The organism is Fischerella sp., assembly GCF_013388695.1.
In the GTDB taxonomy this organism is placed as follows: Bacteria; Cyanobacteriota; Cyanobacteriia; order Cyanobacteriales; family Nostocaceae; genus PCC9605.
In genome coordinates this window covers 1-17,480 of record NZ_JACAEU010000030.1, presented here as the reverse complement: position 1 = coordinate 17,480, position 17,480 = coordinate 1, and the positions used below count along the sequence as shown (strand labels likewise).

The 17,480-nt window shown below is 40.8% G+C and carries 14 protein-coding genes and 1 pseudogene; 11 read left to right on the top strand and 4 right to left on the bottom strand.

Annotated features, from left to right (window positions below):
- The first annotated feature begins 39 nt into the window (after nt 1–39).
- Together HXY43_RS05055 and HXY43_RS05050 are read left to right on the top strand one after the other, a co-directional pair.
- Nucleotides 40–945 (top strand): site-specific DNA-methyltransferase, encoded by a 906-nt coding sequence (locus HXY43_RS05055; protein WP_290880744.1) that lies wholly within the window; start codon nt 40–42, stop codon nt 943–945.
- Nucleotides 946–1,322: 377 nt separating this feature from the next.
- Nucleotides 1,323–2,297: an SGNH/GDSL hydrolase family protein gene (locus HXY43_RS05050; RefSeq protein WP_290880741.1), complete on the top strand. Its 975-nt coding sequence runs from the start codon at nt 1,323–1,325 to the stop codon at nt 2,295–2,297.
- A 121-nt stretch (nt 2,298–2,418) separates the two neighbouring features.
- On the opposite strand, the gene HXY43_RS05045 is transcribed toward HXY43_RS05050, so the two are convergent.
- On the bottom strand, nt 2,419–3,069 hold the full coding sequence (locus tag HXY43_RS05045; protein ID WP_290880738.1) for a response regulator transcription factor: 651 nt from the start codon (nt 3,067–3,069) through the stop codon (nt 2,419–2,421).
- Between the two features lie 855 nt (nt 3,070–3,924).
- Here HXY43_RS05045 and HXY43_RS05040 point away from each other — a divergent pair.
- Nucleotides 3,925–4,644 carry a rhomboid family intramembrane serine protease gene (locus HXY43_RS05040; RefSeq protein WP_290880735.1) on the top strand — a complete coding sequence of 240 codons (720 nt, stop codon included), beginning with the start codon at nt 3,925–3,927 and terminating at the stop codon, nt 4,642–4,644.
- A 68-nt stretch (nt 4,645–4,712) separates the two neighbouring features.
- Here HXY43_RS05040 and smpB read toward each other — a convergent pair whose 3' ends face one another.
- Nucleotides 4,713–5,180 carry an SsrA-binding protein SmpB gene (smpB, locus tag HXY43_RS05035; RefSeq protein ID WP_290880733.1) on the bottom strand — a complete coding sequence of 156 codons (468 nt, stop codon included), beginning with the start codon at nt 5,178–5,180 and terminating at the stop codon, nt 4,713–4,715.
- A gap of 381 nt (nt 5,181–5,561) precedes the next feature.
- On the opposite strand from smpB, the gene HXY43_RS05030 reads away from it, so the two are divergent.
- Complete coding sequence (locus tag HXY43_RS05030) at nt 5,562–5,840, top strand: WGxxGxxG family protein (protein WP_290880731.1); 279 nt, start codon at nt 5,562–5,564, stop codon at nt 5,838–5,840.
- A gap of 144 nt (nt 5,841–5,984) precedes the next feature.
- Here the strand turns inward: HXY43_RS05030 and HXY43_RS05025 are convergent.
- Nucleotides 5,985–7,413, bottom strand: a pseudogene (locus tag HXY43_RS05025) (IctB family putative bicarbonate transporter).
- A gap of 198 nt (nt 7,414–7,611) precedes the next feature.
- Nucleotides 7,612–9,165 carry a GAF domain-containing sensor histidine kinase gene (locus HXY43_RS05020; protein ID WP_290880728.1) on the bottom strand — a complete coding sequence of 518 codons (1,554 nt, stop codon included), beginning with the start codon at nt 9,163–9,165 and terminating at the stop codon, nt 7,612–7,614.
- Between the two features lie 407 nt (nt 9,166–9,572).
- On the opposite strand from HXY43_RS05020, the gene HXY43_RS05015 reads away from it, so the two are divergent.
- The 7 genes from HXY43_RS05015 (at nt 9,573) to HXY43_RS04985 (ending at nt 17,318) form a co-directional block, all read left to right on the top strand.
- Nucleotides 9,573–10,754, top strand: a complete 1,182-nt coding sequence (locus HXY43_RS05015; protein ID WP_290880725.1) for a DegT/DnrJ/EryC1/StrS aminotransferase family protein — start codon at nt 9,573–9,575, stop codon at nt 10,752–10,754.
- Between the two features lie 236 nt (nt 10,755–10,990).
- Entirely contained in the window at nt 10,991–11,890 is a 900-nt protein-coding gene (crtB, locus tag HXY43_RS05010; protein ID WP_290880717.1) for a cyanoexosortase B, read from the top strand.
- Between the two features lie 237 nt (nt 11,891–12,127).
- Nucleotides 12,128–12,784 (top strand): peptide-methionine (S)-S-oxide reductase MsrA, encoded by a 657-nt coding sequence (gene msrA, locus HXY43_RS05005; protein WP_290880715.1) that lies wholly within the window; start codon nt 12,128–12,130, stop codon nt 12,782–12,784.
- A gap of 663 nt (nt 12,785–13,447) precedes the next feature.
- A complete protein-coding gene (locus tag HXY43_RS05000; RefSeq protein ID WP_290880712.1) occupies nt 13,448–14,332 on the top strand; it encodes an SDR family oxidoreductase in 885 nt (294 codons plus the stop codon).
- 136 nt (nt 14,333–14,468) lie between these two features.
- The gene (locus tag HXY43_RS04995; protein WP_290880710.1) at nt 14,469–15,077 is read left to right on the top strand and encodes a DUF4129 domain-containing protein; all 609 of its coding nucleotides are present in this window, start codon (nt 14,469–14,471) and stop codon (nt 15,075–15,077) included.
- 56 nt (nt 15,078–15,133) lie between these two features.
- Nucleotides 15,134–16,228 carry a DUF4350 domain-containing protein gene (locus HXY43_RS04990; protein ID WP_290880708.1) on the top strand — a complete coding sequence of 365 codons (1,095 nt, stop codon included), beginning with the start codon at nt 15,134–15,136 and terminating at the stop codon, nt 16,226–16,228.
- Between the two features lie 139 nt (nt 16,229–16,367).
- Complete coding sequence (locus tag HXY43_RS04985) at nt 16,368–17,318, top strand: MoxR family ATPase (protein WP_290880706.1); 951 nt, start codon at nt 16,368–16,370, stop codon at nt 17,316–17,318.
- Nucleotides 17,319–17,480: the final 162 nt, after the last annotated feature.

The following is a 17,480-nucleotide window of genomic DNA, read 5'->3' as shown; positions in this document are numbered from 1 at the left end:
AGAATTTGATATGAAAATAAATTATAAGCACAAATTCTCTTGACACAAGAACAAATAAAATCAGAAAAAGCAATAAACTTTACACCCTATTACTCTCAAAATTACGGTGCTGCATATTTAGGTGATAGCCAAGAGCTAATAAAATTTATTGAAGATAACACTATTAATCTAATTATTACTTCACCTCCATTCGCGCTCATCCGCAAAAAAGAATACGGCAACGAAAGTGCTGAAAAATATATAGAATGGTTTCTACCTTTTGCCTACGAATTTAAAAGAGTACTTGTAGATGATGGCTCATTTGTACTGGATTTAGGCGGTGCTTACCTACCTGGTAATCCAGTACGGAGTATCTACCAATATGAATTATTAGTCAGGTTGTGTAAGGAAGTCGGCTTCTTTCTTGCCCAAGAGTTTTATCACTATAATCCAGCACGACTACCTACTCCTGCTGAATGGGTGACAATTAGGCGCATTCGCGTTAAAGATTCAGTAAATGTAGTTTGGTGGTTATCGAAAACGCCTCACCCGAAAGCTGATAACAGAAAAGTTTTAAAGCCATACAGCCAGAGTATGAAGCAGTTACTCAAAAATGGCTATAAAGCTAAAATGCGTCCTAGCGGACATGATATTTCTGAGAAGTTTCAAAAAAATAATCAGGGTGCAATTCCACCTAACTTATTAGAAATTGCCAATACTGAATCTAATAGTGTATACCTGCGTCGCTGTAAAGCAGCGGGAATACAACCTCATCCTGCGCGTTTTCCCCAAGGTTTTGCGGAGTTCTTTATTAAATTTTTAACAGATGAAGGCGATCTGATTTTAGATCCCTTTGCAGGTTCCAATACAACAGGTTTCGTTGCTGAGACTTTGCAAAGGCGGTGGATCTCGTTTGAGATGAATGAAAATTATGCTATCGGTAGCCGTTATCGGTTTGAAGAGTAACAAATTTAGTGTTTGAAACCAGAAGGGAATAATGCTGAGTGCATCTGCATTTTGACTTGTTCATGACGGTTTATTTATTTTCACTGCATGATTAGTTAAAACTTTTTTTGATTAAGAAATTTATAGAAGTGTTAGAAGTAGTTTATATAGTAATAATACTTAATTTTTAATAAAACAAGTATTATATTAGACAAATATAGCAACAGTAAAACACATTAAAGATATTGTAAAACTAATCTCACTAGCTAGCGAAATAACACCTATACAGTGTAAATACTGTAGAAGGTGAGGATTTAGCTGATGAAGGATTATCCTGTAATCAGCAAATAACTGCTGTGATTTGGAAAGAGAATAACTAAAACAGGAGAAAATACGACATGAGGGATGTTTATCTGTTGGCAGCAGGTTTGTTAACAGGAATAGTTGTACCAGTATTACCACAGCAATCGACTATCAATTCAGACAATCAAGTAACTTGGAATACAAAACAGAATTTGCAGCCCGCTGTAGGTGGAACGGTAGCCCCAACTTTAGAAACTCCCTCGCCAGAATTCAGCGATCGCAATTTGGCTGTAGCAGAATCATTTCCAAAGCCAAGCTATAAGCCTGCCCGTAAGCTTGTCTCTGGAAATCAACTTTATTACCATCGATTGGCAGCTCTCAAGGCAGGTAAGATTTATACTCGCTCATATGATGATTACTTGCAGACATTATCGGAGTCAGGGGATAAGTATAAATTAACCTATCAAGACTGGAAAGGTTTATTGGCAATGGAAGCCAAAGCGATCGCTAAAGGTCAAGGCAACAATCGCTTGAGTATTTTACTAGGTGATTCTTTGAGCATGTGGTTTCCCAAAGAAATGCTCCCTAGCGAAAAATTGTGGCTGAATCAGGGAATATCTGGAGATACTTCTAGTGGTGTTTTAACAAGATTGTCTGCTTTTGCCACAACTAAACCAAGTGTCATTTATGTCATGGCTGGGATTAACGACTTACGCAGAGGTGCGACCGATGAGGAGATTTTAAGCAATCATCGCCGGATTATCCGCCGTTTGCAGCAGAATCATCCAGATAGTGTGATTATTATCCAATCAATTTTGCCAACTCGCCTGCCAACAATTTCTAATAGCCGCGTTAATCGTATCAATCATCGACTGGCTTTGATTGCTCAACAAGAAGGAGTTAATTATTTAAACCTCTATAATTGGTTTGCAGATTTTCAGGGCAATTTGCGCGAAGACTTAACCACAGATGGTTTACATCTGAACGAAAATGGTTATGAGATTTGGCAAGCAGTGCTAGATCGGATAGAATCTCGCTTGGCTTTTGGAGAATTAGAGCGATCGCAATAAATAATTAAAAATTTGAAAGTCGCCAATATCACTTCTTTTAAGATTAGTAACGCATCTGATACTAAATCTAGTTTAAAAACTTTTATTTTTTATTTCTCTCCCAGCAAAGCATTAGTGGCAGCTATTCGACCAAACCATGCTTCATAGCGAAACGTACCAATTCGGCTCGATTACTGGTGGCTGTTTTTCTCAATAAACTGCTAACGTACTTTTCCACTGTCCGAGGACTCAAGTGCAGCTTTTGACCCATATCAGCATTAGAAAGACCATGAGTCAAAAGTTCAAGAACTTCCCGTTCTCTTGGTGTCAGTTCTAAAAGCCACTGAGATTGTTGCGTGTGATTTAACTGGGAGTGGTTTTCCTCCTCCGGTTCAGAAGCACGAAAAGCAGATTGAATTATCTGCGATCGCGCCAAGAGATTACGAATTGCCGCTCCTAACTCTTCTAATTCAAAAGGCTTGGGCAAGTACAAATCGCACCCTGACTGGTAGCCAAGAATTCTTTCCTGCGTCTTCGTTCGTGCTGTTAACAAAATTACTGGCAGCAAACGGAACGCAGGCTTTTGACGCACCTGGCGCACCAGTTCATAACCATTCATTCGTGGCATGACAATATCAGTAACCAGCAAATCAGGACGGCACTCTTCCACCTTTGTCAAAGCCTCTAGGCCGTCATTAGCAACAATTACTGAGTAACCAGACAGTTCAAGATAATCGCTGATAGACAAACGAGTGCCCGGATCGTCATCCACTACGAGGATCGTCAAGGGCATGGACAGTACACCCCTAGCATTTTTTACTAAGAAATTTGTTCCTATTACCACATCAGTGAACACAGATAATGATAGTACTCTTATGTTTCATACTATGACAGGAGTACCAGTTCATAACTCCCTAAGGGTTGAATTACAAAGTTTATCTTCCATCCGTAAGAAGCATTATTCAGATGCATTAACACAGTTGAACTCGATTACAATTGTCTGTGCTATTGGCCACAGATTATTTTATAAATCGTAACAAATCATCAATACAGATGTTTTTATCAAATAAGACTTAGCTATATATACATACATATATAGCTTGGGAAAATCAAAGACTCAACCCAACAAAAAATGTGCGAATAAATATATCTACAACTTTGAATGTAGCATACAAATGCTAGTTCCTTCTGAAACATCCACGGATGACAACCTTCATAGATAGCAATAATTCTGTAAGTTTTAACCATAATCTTGACAAAGTTGTTATTTTCCTCACTTGATCAATTTTGCGATATCTTCTACCAATAAATAATCCAGGTAAAGAGTTCTAACTAAATTTTTCAGTATTTGTTGACATATAAACTAGTGAGTTGATTTAGCCAATGCCCTTAAGAATAAAATTACACCGAACTTTGCTAGTATGTAGTTATGATAGTTACGAATTTTGTTCACAACACATCTAAAGCATATCTTGTCACCGCAAAATTTAGATTGTCATCAACTTAGATGAGATTTTGCAGTCCGTGATATTTGCTTAGTCAACAATTAAGCCCAATTCACATTACTAAATCTATCCAGAGGTTAGAAGAAAAAACTAGACAGCTTAGATATTGTGAATTTAGTTCTAATAAATGAAGAAAAAAGCCTGTGGTTCCAATTCGAGATAATAATCCAACAAAAATTACGCCCTATGTTACTTATGGGCTGATTGCTGCTAATGTCCTCGCTTTTGTTTATGAAGCAAGTCTACCTCCTCAATATTTAGACGGGTTCTTCCATTTATTTGCGGTAGTACCACGAGAACTAACAGCTAGTTTTGCAGGAATTTCCGTAAATCAGCCCGTGCCAGAGTGGGTGACATTGATTACTGCCCAATTTTTACATGGTGGTTTGCTGCACTTGGGTGGCAATATGTTATTTTTGTGGGTTTTTGGCAATAACGTAGAAGACAAGTTAGGCCATATCAAATATTTGTTTTTCTATTTAACTTGCGGTGTTTTAGCCACCTTAGCTCAGTGGTACTTTTCACAAGGTTCTGCTGTTCCTTCTTTGGGGGCGAGTGGGGCGATCGCGGGTGTTTTGGGAGCATACATAGTCCGCTTTCCCCAAGCAGAAGTTTTGGGTATAGTTCCCTTGGGTTTCTTTTTCCCTACCTTCCGCGTTCCAGCATACTTTTTTCTCGGATTGTGGTTTCTCCAGCAAGCATTCTACGGAGTTGCCAGCCTTGAAGCACCGAGCAACATCGGTATGGAAAGTGGCGGCATCGCCTACTGGGCACACGCTGGTGGTTTTGTTGTTGGGGCTATTCTTGGTCCAGTTCTAGGATTATTTAAGGAAGATTCGGGGCAAGAAAAATATAATTGGTAGTCAAAAGTCAAGAGTCAAAAGTCAAGAGTCAAAAAACTTTGGACTATTGACTCTGGACTGTTGACTATTTAATAATTCTTCATCGCCCTTTGCATTTCGCGTTGATCTTGGCGCTTCTTGAGGTCTTCTCGCTTATCGTGCAGCTTTTTACCCTTGACAAGAGCCACACTTACTTTCACCCAACCACGTTTGAAATACATTTTTAAAGGTACTAAAGTCAAACCTTGCTGTTCCACCTTGCCAATTAGCTTCCGAATTTCCTGGCGATGCAGCAGTAATTTACGCGTGCGGCGTGGTTCGTGGTTAAAATACTGTCCACTCGCGGTATAAGGTGAAATATGGACGTTTATTAGCCATGCTTCTCCATTGCGAATCAAAGCATAGCCATCTTGAAGGTTGACTTTGCCTGCACGGATCGATTTAACCTCGGTTCCCGTCAACTGAATACCAGCTTCGTAGGTTTCGAGAATATTATACAAATACCGGGCTTGCCGATTTTCACTAACAACTTTGTAACCGTCGCTTTTATCGCTCATTGAGAATTGTACTTGCGTCTAATATTACTGAAAAATCCCTTAGTTTGTCTTATTTACATCTTGCACCAGTTGTAAAACTCCGGAGGCAGCAGCCCACCACCCTCGTCATCAGGTTCAATCTGGCAGGTGAGAATTAAGAACCAGAGGCTCTTATGAGAATGCTGCAAGATATTCAGTCTTACGAATCTATAAAGGGTTATTAAACCAATATATATGCTTGACAGGATATAAGTCTTATCCGAACCCCTGTAAGGATGGCAGCTTTTAATATATCTTAAGCGTGAGTTTAAAGTGTTGAGTTTATGGCTATAGAGTGATTTTGTTCATATAGAGTCTCGATAGAGTGGTGAATAACTTTGAAACAGATGAGGAACTTTCACCATGAAAAGCAATCTCACTAAAGTTGTTGGCGCTGGCATCGTTACCTTAGGTATGATAATTTTGCCCTTGACTTTACCCGCACAAGCACAAACCACGCCTACCGCTCCTGATACCACTACCACCACACCTACTACCAGATATGACGATGGTTTTGATTGGGGTTGGTTAGGATTACTTGGTTTGTTAGGTCTAGCTGGTTTGGCTGGTAGGAAGCGTAACGATGAACCAACTCGTTATCGCGATCCTAACGCTGTTGGTGGCACTACCTACAGAGAATAATTTTGTGAATCGCCATCCAGTAAATGTGGAAGCGGATTTAACCAAAAAATTTTCCATAACACACGCTTTTAATAAAGATGACAACACACAGAAAGCCTTGGGTTTCTTCTTTTCCAAGGCCTTTTTAATTTTCTAGAGCGGGCTTTAGTTTGCTGTAGGTTCTGGATGGGGTGAATTTACTTGTCGAGTTTGGTCTTGAACAAAAGGCGTCCAGTAACTGGCTACTAAACCCACCAATAGCCACCAGATACTATTGACTGCTGGACGATACCACACAGTATCCACAAAACCATGACCTAGCATACCTACCAAAGCAGCGATCGCCCCAATTAACCACAAACCATTCACACTATTTAATTGCCGGAATCGTTGGAGTTGCAACCAACCTGTATTAAATGTCACGATTAAAAACCATAGGAAACTAGCCAAACCAATTAATCCAGTTTCCACAGCAACTTCTAGCAAAATCGAATAAGCACTGAGGGCATTATACCGAGGCAGTTGGTAGAGTGGGTAAATTTTATTAAAAACGTCGTGTCCAGACCCGATACCAAAAATTGGATAGTCGTGAATCATGTTAAACACAGCAGTCCAAACATTCATACGGAAGTTATTACTGCTATCTTCACGACCAGCAAAAATACTGGTTATGCGGAGGCGAAAAGTTTCTGAAACTCCAAACATCACCACAAACACAGCCAAAAAACACCCCAACAGCATCGGTACTAACCAAATGCGCCAAAACCGGGGTAGGTACTGACCGTACCAGTAGCGCAGTAACAAGACTAGGAAAATTAGAGCGATCGCCAAGCCAATAAAGCCACCACGACTGTCAGCAAAACGGAAGCAGGCCATATTCACAACAAACATAGTGACAGCCAAAGCTTTACGCTGCCATCCTTGCCAAGCAAACACCGCCACTAAACTCAAAATCACAGCTGGTAACAAATATCCAGCCAGCAAATTTGGATTACTCAAATAACTATAGACCCTGGTATTTTTTGACAATGGAGATTCAGGGTCAACCCACGTTGCCAACTGTGCAGCACCAAAAATCTTTTGCCGCACTCCATAGATACTCACAAACAAAGACACGTGCAAGTACAAAACCAGCAAATAAGATCTAATGCGGGGTGATTTGAGTATTCTGGCACACAGTGCAAACAGCAGCAAATAGAGTGTAAAATTTATCAGCCCTTTTAAAGCTGCCATTTTTTCTGGAGATAAAGCTGTAGCAACTACACTAACTCCCCAGTAGAGCAACACTAATAAGTGAATCGGGGTGACAAGCAAAGTATTTGAGGATGTGACTTCATCAGATAAAGTCAACAGTAGCCAGAATGCCGCACAAGCTGTCAGCAACAGCCCCAGCAAAGTTGTATTATTCACCGTAAATGGTGCTAACACCAACACCAAGCTAACTAAGGCAGCCGCTATTATGTCTCCCCACTGCAACAAAATACTGCTTTGCCGCCAAGAGCGCAATAGCCCCACAAGAGAACCATGCAGGTAGCTGGTGTCAAGATATTCCTTGAGTATAGGATAAAGTGAATTTTTGCCAGATTAGATTCATATGATGCTGTAAACAACTAGCATAGAGCAGAGAACTTGGATTTATAATAATTTGGTATTTCTCAAAATTTGAAAAACTTCCAGTTCATAGACCATGCTAGATGAATTATGAATTATGAAATTTTCCGAATTAAGATTCATAATTCTATAATTCTCACCCATTCCCCATTCCCCATTCCCTATTAGTTTATGATGACTGCTAAGAAGAAGCGGTAGTTGATGAAACATCATTCATTGCTTCTGCTTTCTCTTGATTTAGTGGCAAACTCAGCACGTAGCGAAATCCAGATTCTGGCGAACCTTGAATTGAAATATATCCGCCGTGCAGTTCTGCCAACTGACAACTGAGTAACAAACCCAAGCTTTCGCGTGAGAGGCTACCATGCCGTTTTGTCACATCCAGCACACTTGAGGTGGAAACTCTCACATCTTGAGACTTGTTTGCGACTAGTGGCAAGCTGTCTGCTTCTTCCTGGTTTTCTAAATGAGTATTAAAAATTGCTGTCTCACCTGATAGTTCCGGCAGTGGCGCTGCGCTAGGGCAAAAATAAGGGTCAACTTCAGTGATACCGTCTCCTAACCAAGGATGCGAAACCCAAACTGTAATATTGAGCGTATCGTCTTTATAAGAAACATGAATTCGCACAACGCTACCTGTAGCAGATAACTGAATCACGCTGAAAACTAGGTGATACAGCATTTGTCGCACCTTGTCTTTATCTAAAGGCAAAATGCGATTGCGTCCTGGTTCGAGAGACAAGCGAATATCTTGCTCGCGGCGATTAGCTGCTTCTTCCAGAGTATTTATTGCTTGTTGACATAGCATTTCAATATCTACAGGAGCGAGATTTAGTGCTTTCTCAGCTTCATCCATTGCTCCCAGTTCAGAAATTTCATTGACTAGGGAAAGCAAGTACCGACCGCTATGTTGGATAATTTCTAAATATTCTCTCTGCTTAGTAGTCAAAGGTCCGTAAATTTCACGTCCAAGAACACTAGCCATGCCTAATACAGATGTTAAAGGCGTACGCAACTCCTGAGTTAACTGCCCTAAAAGTTCTAACTTGAGTTGGTTAGTAGGAACTGAGTTAGTTGAAAATGTAACAGGGGTGATTCTAATTTCACTGGTATTTGCTTCTGGGAGTGACCAATCAGGAGCGCTTTTGGAAATATTGCTTTCTGAAGTCGCTTGCAGGAGTCGGTTGCGTTCAAATTCACTCATACTCCAACGAGCGATGATTTGTAAAAACTCAACGTCTCGATTAGTAAAGTTGCGCGGTACTAAATCCATTACCGCTAGTGCGCCCAAACAATTTCCCGAAGCATCAAATAGTGGCGCTCCCAAATAAGCACGAATGCCATAATCTAGTAGCAACTTGCTGGCAACAAGCTCTGCATCAGTTAGTTTTTTTGTATCATTTATTACTATTATTTGCGAATTTTCTACCACCTGGGTACAAAAAGACTCCCGGCGTAACAATTGACGGTTTTGTGCCAACTGATTCATTAATCCCAACCTAGATAAACCCACTGCTGATTTAAACCAATGGCGTTCTTGATCCACAAATCCCAAAATGGAAATTGGTGCCTCCAAAAAATGAGCAGCAGTTTGAGTCGCTTCTTCAAAAACTGGAATCGTTTCTGGTTGTCGCAAACCTAATTCTGACAAAGCCTTGAGGCGTTGTTGTTCTCGGGTTTCCGGGGATGCCCAACCATCCTTCAAGGGCAACAATTTGTTTTCAGGCTCTACCATTACCATCGCTACCTTGATAATTTTTCGATAATGTAATTCATATAACCACTGTCTCTGGGTTATTTGCTATTTTTAAGCATTCCCCAATTTTCTGTCGGATCAACAAGGTGGGAGTAAAATTTTTCACTGACCGAAAGTTTTTACTTCAGTAAGGCAGTGCTAGGGGTCAACTTTATTGCCTAAGAGCCATACAGATATTCTTTCTCCTTGGTTACGATTATACTCAGTATTGCTGATTTTAATCCTTGACTACGTTAGTATCCGATTCTACTTGGGTAAGATAACACTAATCGGAATGGGAAATAGATAGTGGTTAGTGGTTAACTACTAACTACTAACTACTAACTACTAACTACTAACTACTATCTACTAACTACAATTTTTTGAAATCGAATTTTTGAGTATTTATGAAAATGAATAATAATCTATCAATAGCAATTCCTTTTGTTGACTTGAATTTACAACACCAACCAATTTACAATCATCTCCTACAGGCAATTGAGAATATATTGAAACAAGGAGATTTTGTTTTAGGGCAAACACTGTCAGATTTTGAAGCAGCATTTGCTGCGGTTTCTGATACAAAATATGGAATTGGTGTTGCCTGTGGAACTGATGCGATCGCCCTTGGTTTACAAGCTTGTAATATTAGTTCTGGAGATGAAGTGATTTTGCCAGCCAATACTTTTGTAGCAACATTAATTGGCGTGTTACGTGCAGGTGCAAAACCGATTTTTGTAGATTGCGATCCCCAAACAGCTTTAATTGATTTAAACGCAGCTGCAAAGGCAATTACTTCAAAAACCAAAGCTATTATTCCTGTGCATCTTTATGGTCAAATGGTATCGCCAAAACAGCTTTTGGATTTAGCCGACACCTACAAACTACTAATTTTTGAAGACGCCGCACAGGCACATCTAGCCGAACGAGAGGGATATCGCGCTGGTTCAGTAGGGATAGCAGCAGCTTTTAGTTTTTATCCCAGCAAGAATTTGGGAGGATTTGGTGACGGGGGAATGCTCGTTACGCGAGATCCAGATGTAGCTGAAAAAATGGTACGCTTGCGGAATTATGGGGCATCCCAAAAGTATTTTCATACAGAAGCAGGTACAAATAGCCGTTTAGATACGATCCAGGCAGCAGTATTGCAGCAAAAATTACCATATCTGCCGCAGTGGAATCGCGATCGCCTAAATATCGCTCAGCAGTATGCTACTCAACTAGCACCCCTAGCAGCAAGCGGAATTATCCCTATAAAAAACCACAGCGGCGAGGGACACGTTTATCACTTGTACGTAATCAGAGTTTGTGAAACTTGTCCTATAGAACGTTCTGCACTCCAAGAACAACTAACAGCCGCAGGAATTCAAACAGGCATTCACTACCCCATTCCCTGTCATCTCCAGCCAGCATTTTCTGATTTAGGTTATCAAGTCGGTGACTTTCCTCATGCAGAAATGCTGGCAAAGCAAATTTTATCGTTGCCGATGTATCCAGGTTTGAGCAATAGCCAAATTCAGGAAATCACAGGTGCGATCGCCCATGCACTAGCAACTAATTCTCCTTCCGAAAAGCTTTTATTAGCTTGAATAAGCAGAGATAAAGGAGGTGGGGAGATGGGGAGGTAGGGAGATGGAGAGAGTGGGGGATGGGGAGAAGGAAACAGCTAACCACCAACCACTAACCACTAACCACTAACAACCAACCACCAACCACTAACCACTAACCACTAACCAATGTACAGACGTGCCATGGCACGTCTCTACAACTACTAACAAATGACTAATGACTAATGATCGATGACTAATGACTATTGCTAAAAATTATGCTGAACCAGCGTCAATTTCAACATACTATTTCACCACAATTATTAAGCCTAGGCATTTTAGGTATTTTGGGGCTGCTTTATGCTCCCCTTTTACTCCATTGGTTAGATGGTTGGCTAAACAAAAATATCAGTACAGAACACGAATATTTTAGTCACGGTATTATTGGTTTACCTTTCGCTGCTTATATAAGTTGGAAAAATCGGAAGCTATGGCAAAGACTACCAAATCGTATCCATCCCTTAGGTGCTGTATTTTTGTTAGTAGGAGGCATTTTTTATCTAAGTGGCATCAGTGAATGGGTTAATCTTTCCTTTCCCACCATACTGACAGGATTATGCTTGTGGTTCAAAGGAATTCTCGGTTTGAAATTGCAAAGATTTCCCCTGCTGTTAGTTTTTCTAGCAACACCAACGCTAGTACCTTATTTAATTGCTCCCTATACCTTTCCTCTACAAAGCTTCATCGCTGGCACTGCGGGTTTTATTTTAAATCAGTTTGGTATGGCAGTAACTGTTGATGAAATCAACATATATGTGGGAGGACGCATTGTAGAAGTGGCTCCCTACTGTGCCGGGTTAAAAATGTTGTTTACTACTCTCTATGTTGGCTTGATGCTACTTTATTGGACTGGTGCTTTGTCTTCCCGCCATAAAACCATTTCGTTTTTATCAATAGCCGTATTAATTAGTGTTAGCGGCAATATCATTCGCAACACTTTACTTACGTATTTTCATGGTACAGGTCAAGAAGCTGCTTTTCACTGGCTGCATGACAGTTGGGGTGGGGACATGTTCTCTGCTGTGATGCTGGTACTATTAATACCGATTCTGAATAAAATTAATAGTTATTTCTCTGAACCCGCTGTAATTGAGCAAGAACGAGCCAATGGTCAATAGTCATTAGTCATTTGTTAGTAGTAGTCTGTGTCATTCATTTTAATGGTTTGTAGTAAGCACTTCAGTGCTTAAAAATTCAGAACTAAAGTCCTGACTACGAACCCATCAAAACTTTGTTGACAGACCAGAATGACGGTTGCAATTATTTAACCTGCACTTAGCGCTTAGTGTTGTGCAAGTGTAGTTCATAATATTAAGTAAAGTAAAAATAATTTTCACCAATCAGAGTCTAAGTCAATGGTGCTATTTGGATTTGGTAAAAAATTAACCTTGCCCACTCATGAAGAAGCTTTGCCTGGACGAGCAGAGTCTATGCCAGTAACCAACCGTCACTATATCAACGGTAATCCTATCCTGCCTCCTTTCCCGGCAGGTATGGAAATGGCCATGTTTGGGATGGGGTGCTTTTGGGGTGCAGAACGCAAATTTTGGCAACTTCCTGGAGTTTTCACTACCGCAGTGGGTTACGCTGCTGGGATCACTCCTAACCCCACCTATAGGGAAGTCTGTACTGGAATGACTGGTCATAACGAAGTGGTGCGCGTTGTATACGATCCCAAAGTGATTAGTTACACTGACATACTCAAAGTATTCTGGGAAAATCACGACCCCACCCAAGGAATGCGTCAAGGTAATGATGTTGGTACTCAATACCGCTCTGGGATTTATGTTTATTCTGAAGAACAAAGAAAGCTAGCAGAAGCATCGCGGGAGGCGTATCAAAAAGCTCTCAGCAATGCAGGTCATGGAAAGATTACTACAGAAATCCTCGATGCACCAGAATTTTACTACGCTGAAGATTACCATCAGCAATACTTAGGCAAAAACCCTGGTGGGTATTGCGGGTTAGGAGGAACAAACGTTGCTTGTCCTGTGGGATTAATTGAATCTTGATGGACAGATGCACACAGAGTGGCTGTTCCACATAAGTGAAGAAGCTAGGAGGGAACCCCAAAAATTGGCTATTAAGGGCGATTTTTTGGGGTTCTCTTTTTGCCTTCTGCCGTTTTAATTTACATCAGACGTAAATCTTAATTTACTAACTCGTTAAGTCAATAATTAGTATACAAACGAAATATGCCTGTATTGTGTCTAAGCTATGAATAAGTTATGAAAATTTCGGTAAATAGCCTCTTTTTCGGAAAAATAAGAAAAGTTTGAACTGGTTGTCAGAAAATCAAGATATCAATCAACAATTATTAAGAGTAACTTATATAAAAAAATATTACTCAGTCTATATATACATACTTCATACACTTTGATTTTTAAGAATTATTAAGATATTCTTATTAACAAATATTGCAGGTACTTGTTTTAATTGTTAAAGTGTGTAAGGCAATTAGCGATACAGGTGAATCCTAGTATCTAACAGAGGAGTAAATTATGAGTTATATCCATTCTGCCGATCGCGTGAAGTGTTAATTTTCGGCTTAGGATTTTAAGTGAAATTCAATAGATTCAATAATTTGTCTTACTTTGTACTCAATTGCGGAAAAGCTCTGATAGCGATTGTATGACTAAGGTGCGGTAAGACTGGAAGTATGGAGGTTCAAATCCATGAATATTCAAGGCAAGGTAGCTCTAATTACTGGGGCTTCCCGTGGTATTGGGCGTGCCATTGCTCTGGAACTGGCGCAACAAGGCATGAAGCGGCTGATCTTAGTTGCACGCGATCGCCAAAAGTTAGCAGAGGTGGCTAAAGAAGTAGAGGCAATGGGAGTAGAAACCACAATCATGGCATTAGACTTGACTAAGCCAGTGTTTGTGAATGTTGCCGTTGCCCAACTTTGGCGCAGTTATGGCCCGATTCATTTGCTGGTAAACTGTGCAGGCGTAGCCTACCAAAATTCCTTTTTGCAATCTAAACTACCCCAGGTTCAAGAGGAACTTTCTCTGAATTTGTTGGGAACCTACACCCTAACTCATATGATGGCTAGACGCATGGTAAGCCGAAGGGAAGGAACAATAGTTAATGTTTCTAGCTTGATGGGGAAGGTGGCTGCACCAACTATGGCGACTTATTCAGCTACCAAATTTGCGATTTTAGGTTTCACTCAAGCTTTACGCCGCGAACTAGCCCCATACAATATCCCAGTGTTAGCATTACTGCCAACTCTTACAGATACAGACATGGTGCGCGACTTAAAGTTATTTCGCTGGGTGATGCCGATGACTCCCCAACGAGTGGCTAAAGCATTCATCTGTGGATTGCAAAAAGATTCACCGGAAATTTTAGTTGGATGGCAAAGTCATTTAGCAGTATGGTGTCAACGCCTTTGTCCTTGGTTGCTGGAGATGATTTTACAATTGGCAACTCCCCAACCTCAAGCACCAAAAACACAACAGCCTGTGAAAAAACAGATAAAAGGACTATCCAGAGTCACTTTGGATTTATGGCCGGATTTTTCACGGGTTTCGGATAGTTTTGCAAAACTCAGATAGACAATAGTCAAAGCGATCGCTAAACTCAATTACATCCAAGCTCAAATTGGTAAGCGCTTACTTAATTCAGCGAATTATCTTTCTCTAGTACATTCATACAAACACAAATTATGGCAGTTGACGGTTCTGTAATGATATGACGACGGATTCTTTTGAAAAGACTAGTTGGGGTTGGCAGATTTCTCTGTTTCAGCAACAAGTGGGAGAATGGTTTGAATACCAGTTGTCTCGCTTCGATGCGACGCTGCCAGAATTACCTTCTGGATGGTCGATAGATCCTTGGTTCATATCACTGTTGAAGTTTTTGTTTTGGCTAGGACTAGGCTTGTTCTTAGCTTGGTTGGTGTGGCGGTTATGGCGAGAATTTAGTCCTTATTTATATTCCTGGCTTGCTAGAGGTAGTAATCTTAATAATTCTGATGCTAAAGTCCAAGACAATGAATTGTCGGTAGCTAGTTTGTTGGCGCGATCGCAAGAATTTTACCGTCAGGAAAATTACCGAGAGGCTTGTCGCTGTCTTTATTTGGCGATGTTGCAGCACTTGCACGAACAAGCCATTCTCCCTCACAAAAAAAGCCGCACTGATGGTGAATATCTGCAATTGCTAGGCTTATCTCGTCCGCAAATCCAGCCTTACGAGACTTTGATTACCACTCACGAACAATTGTGTTTTGGCAGCACCGAGATTTTACCGGAAAATTACGAACAGTGTCAGCAGGCATATCAAGAGATAGTTAATGGCTAATTTGCTAATAGCTAATTGTTCTCTTACCATTAGCTATTAACCATTAGCCTTTTGATATGAAACGCTCAAACCGTCTTGTCTGGCTAGGTGCGATCGCCACAGCAGTAATAATCTTACTTACCTTCATCGCTGCTCCCAGTAGTAGCAAAATTAATAGTGGTTCCACCTATAGCCGTGCCCCTGATGGCTATGGTGCTTGGTATGCTTTTATGCAAGAACGCGGTACGACGATCAAGCGCTGGCAAAAGCCTTTTGGGGATTTAAAAGTAGAGGAACGTCCCGTCACTCTCTTGAGAATTAACAGCCTGTTAAGTGAACCAATTCTATTGTCTGAACAAAAAGAATGGGTAAAAGCTGGCAATACTTTAGTAGTTCTAGGTGTGGGCGCAAGGGTGACAGCGGCTAACTTTAGCACCATGCAAAATTCACCCTTTGGTGATGTCAAAATCGCAACACGACGACGAAAGCTTTCTGTATCAAAGGACGGGAAAATTTCTTTAGGCGATCGCTTTGGTGCTATTGTCTGGGAAGAAAAACATGGTCAAGGCAAAGTTATTTTTTCTACTACTCCCCATTTGGCTGCCAATGCCTATCAAGATTATTTAAGTAATTTCCAGTATTTAGCTAATTTAGTTACACAAAAAAATAACTTAGTATTTGTAGATGAGTACATCCACGGCTACAAAGATGCCGATGTCAGGGAGAGTGAAGGCGAAGGGAATTTATTTAGTTATTTAATTAAAACCCCATTATTGCCTGCATTTATCCAGGCAGGAGTTTTACTAGTGGTGCTAATTTGGGCGCAGAATCGCCGTTTTGGTAAGCTAGTAGCTTTAGATACACCCGAACTTGATAACAGCGAAGCCTATATCCAGGCATTGGCAGGAGTGCTGCAAAAAGCTCAATCCACCGACTTTGTGATTGAGATGATCGGTAAACAAGAACAACTGCAACTTCAAAAAGCTTTGGGATTAGGGCCAGAATTACTAGATAAGCAAACTTTAGTCAATGCTTGGCAGCAGCAAATAGGCACTGCTACGGCAGAACTAGATGCTGTTTTGCAGCAACAATCTCGAAAACACCGCATCAGCGAACGAGACTTGATTAGCTGGCTGGGGAAATGGCAAACCCTACGGAAAATTAAAAATTAAAAATTAAAAATTACTTGTTTAAATAAGTAACTGTGCGTAAATAAACATAAATATCGGAGTGGTTAGTAGTTAGTAGTTAGTAGTTAGTAGTTAAACTACCAACCACTAACCACTAACCGCTAACAGTATAAATAACAACATGAGCGAAAGCCATTCTGTATTTAATCGCCTTAGCCAAGTGCTGAACCGAGTCATTGTCGGACAATCCATTCTGGTACAACAGCTACTGATAGCGTTGCTTGCGGGTGGACACGTTATTTTGGAAGGAGTACCAGGAACAGGTAAAACACTCTTGGTAAAAGTGCTGGCACAGATAATTCAAGCGGAGTTTCGCCGCATTCAACTCACGCCAGATGTATTGCCTGCCGATATTATCGGTACGAATATTTTTGATTTAAATAGCCGCAGTTTTACCTTGAAAAAGGGGCCAGTGTTTACCGAAGTGCTGTTGGCAGATGAAATTAACCGTACTCCCCCCAAAACACAGGCGGCGTTGCTAGAAGCTATGGAAGAAATGCAGGTAACGCTGGATGGTGAAAGTTTACCCTTACCTGAGTTATTTTGGGTGATTGCAACCCAAAACCCCTTGGAATTTGAAGGTACTTATCCCTTGCCAGAAGCGCAACTAGACAGGTTTGTATTCAAGTTGGTGGTAGATTACCCTGATGAAGCAGCGGAAAAGCAAATGTTATTAAATCGACAGGCGGGTTTTGCAGCACGTCGCTTTGATATAGCCCGTCTTAAACCTGTAGCCACAGTACTCGAAATTTTACAGGCGCGGCAAGAAGCCAAACAAGTGAAAGTTTCAGAGGCGATTATTGATTATCTGTTGGCATTGGTACGTGCATCGCGACAGCATCCAGATTTAGCTTTGGGTGCATCACCTCGCGCTGCTAATTCTTGGTTTGTGACAGCGCAAGCAACTGCATACTTAGCAGGACGGGATTTTGTCACTCCAGATGATGTGAAAGCAGTAGCACCTCCGTTGTTGCGTCATCGCCTGATTCTTAAACCGGAAGCGCTGCTGGATGGTTTGCAAATAGATGCGGCGATCGCATCGATACTAAATAAAGTACCAGTACCAAGGTGAGCTTGATGGGAAAGTATCTGTTAAAAATGCGTAAGCCCCAAAAGGCGTTGCTGAATTTGGTCATGAATTATGTTTGCATACATTTTTGTAGCTCGATGCCAAATCATTGTAGAGACGTAGCAATGCTACGTCTGGTCATACCCGTGAATTGTAAATTCATAT